Raw genomic sequence first — 2,414 nt, forward strand, 5'->3', positions numbered from 1 at the left:
AATTAGGGCGTGTTGAACATTCACAAATTATATAAGCCATAAAAAAAGACCACCTATATAATATAAGTGGTCTTTTTACTACTAATGAGTAAAGTAGTTTGGTTTAGAACTGATAGGTTAAAGAAGCTTTGATGTTACGACCTGGCTCAAAGTCAGTTCTTAAAGTACCATCGTCAGGGCGTGGCGCAACGATACGTGACGCATGATTGGCATAGTTTTCATCAAAGATATTGTATACACCAACTGTTGCTTTTATTCCTTCTATCTGTTTTGGCGAATAGCTCATAAAAATATCATGGATGTCATAGCTTGGTTTTTCGATGTCATCGCCACCCGTATTCGGAGTTACTGAAGCAACATAGGTACTGCGCCAGCCTAGCTCTGTAGTGTCTGTTGGCTCATAAGCCAGATTGAGCATGTATTTATCGCCCGAATCAGAGCTACTGCCTGTTTGTGAGTAGATGCTATAGCCGCTATCTTTGCCTTTACTACGTGCATGAGCGTAGCTCAAGCCCATACTAAAGTCATCCATCTTATAATCGGCGGCAAGCTCGACACCTTTGATTTTGTAGTCTTCATCTTTATTAATTGCACCTTGGCAACTACCGCCTAACTGACCCGTCGCACAATCTAAACCAGAATGACTACCGCCTGACCGTACAAACTCAATATAGTTTTCGATATTGGTCTCAAAGTATTTACCACTTAATTGCAGTGCATCATCAGCAGTGGTCAAACCACGTAATGTGGTCACAACACCAACCTCGGCGTTATCACCTTCTTCTGCTTTTAAGTCATCATTTACATAAGTCTCAGTGCCATCTTGGTTAAAAATAGCTTGGCTCAAATCTGGACCATTAAACAATTGGGTATAACTGGCAAATAGCTGAGTACTTGGGGCAACCTCGTAGCTGGCGGCTAATCCACCGACGACGTTGTTAAATACTTTACCATCAGCAACGAAATCTGGAGACTCATAGCGATCATAGCGAATACCTGGCGTTAGGCTAAATTTACCCATCTGCCATTGGTCTTCTAAATACACAGAGGTGTTTTGAGCTTCATCGCTACCTGTTTTGGCAGAGTCACGTGCCATTTCAGACTCTTTTTTGTAATGTTCAACACCAGCGATTAGCTTATGCGAACCAGTGATACCCTCAACGATGCTGCTATCAATCACACTGGTATTCTGAATTTTACCGCCTGTAGTTTTGACCTCGGCTTCCCAGTCATAACCAGGGTTTACCGTATAGTCTGTATCTCGCGAGATTTTAGTCTTTGTTTGATAGACGTTGGTATCAACATCGATTAGCTGGTTAACCGGATTATAGTTATAATCTAGTCCATAAGTGTCGCGTTTGACTTTTTGCGGTAGAATCTCATTCCAGCTGCCAACTCCTGGACTGGCTGGAAAGTCGGGACGTAATGGGAACTTACCTTCGTTTTCAGTACTGCTAAAGCTAGCGCCCACATGATGATCATCTGTAATATAAGCACCTGCTTTTAATAAGATGTTTTCGCCCTTGCTGTCTTCGGTTTGAATCTGGCGACCGTTACCATCTTCTCCAGCGTTGGCATCACGCTTACCATAATAAGCAAGTAAATCAACATTGTCTGTTGGTGCGGCAAAGACAGTCGCTGACGACAGTAGTTCGTCGTTATTACTGGCATAACCTGCATGAAGCTTGGCCCCTATTTTTTGACCAGGTTTTAGCAAATCAGCGGCATCGACTGTCTCAAAAGCAACTGCGCCACCAATAGCATCGTTACCTAGCGTGACAGAATTGTTGCCCACCGCGACTTCGGCTTGTTTAAGCAAATCAGGATCGATGGTCACATCGCCCATATGGTAAAACATTTTGCCTTCTTGACGTGCACCATCAATCGTCACTTTCAAACGACTATCATCCAGACCACGTATACGTATGCGCTGATTGACGGTCGATGTACCGCCCACAGTGACACCTGGCACCACATCCAAAATATCACTTAAATGGTTTGCCTGCGCAGCGGGCGTATAATCTTCTACATCGACCCCGCCCTCTTGCACTTTTTCACGTACTGAACTGTTGGCCGACACCGTGATGGTTTGTAACGTGGTGCTTGGCATATCTTCTACCGTATCGGTAGTTGCCGCTTGCGACCCTTGCGACCACAACACCGCTGCCACGCCCATGGACAATACGGTCAATCGACTAGAAAACTGTACTTCACGCATAACACACTCACTTTTTACTATCAGAGATTAGGATTTTCGATACCTGTGTACTTTAAAAACCATTTTTTTAAAACGACTACACTTTGAGAGCTGGCTTTAAACGCTGGATTTTTTAAAAGCGTTTAAAAAACCATATGCGAATAACATCATTAATGTTAATGATAATGATTAGCGTTTAAATGTTGAGGGCATAATA

General features: G+C 43.2%; 1 protein-coding gene. It reads right to left on the reverse strand.

Annotation, left to right across the window (positions count from 1 at the left end; translation table 11 throughout):
* Positions 1 to 103 precede the first annotated feature (103 nt).
* A complete protein-coding gene (locus tag EI162_RS13995) occupies positions 104 to 2,218 on the reverse strand; it encodes a TonB-dependent receptor domain-containing protein (RefSeq protein WP_192524912.1) in 2,115 nt (704 codons plus the stop codon).
* Positions 2,219 to 2,414: the final 196 nt, after the last annotated feature.

The organism is Psychrobacter sp. FME6, from assembly GCF_014861365.1.
GTDB lineage: Bacteria > Pseudomonadota > Gammaproteobacteria > Pseudomonadales > Moraxellaceae > Psychrobacter.

Bases quoted from the DNA above. Each gene is read 5' to 3' on its own strand.
- EI162_RS13995 (WP_192524912.1), bottom strand. From the start codon at position 2,218: ATGCGTGAAGTACAGTTTTCTAGTCGATTGACCGTATTGTCCATGGGC.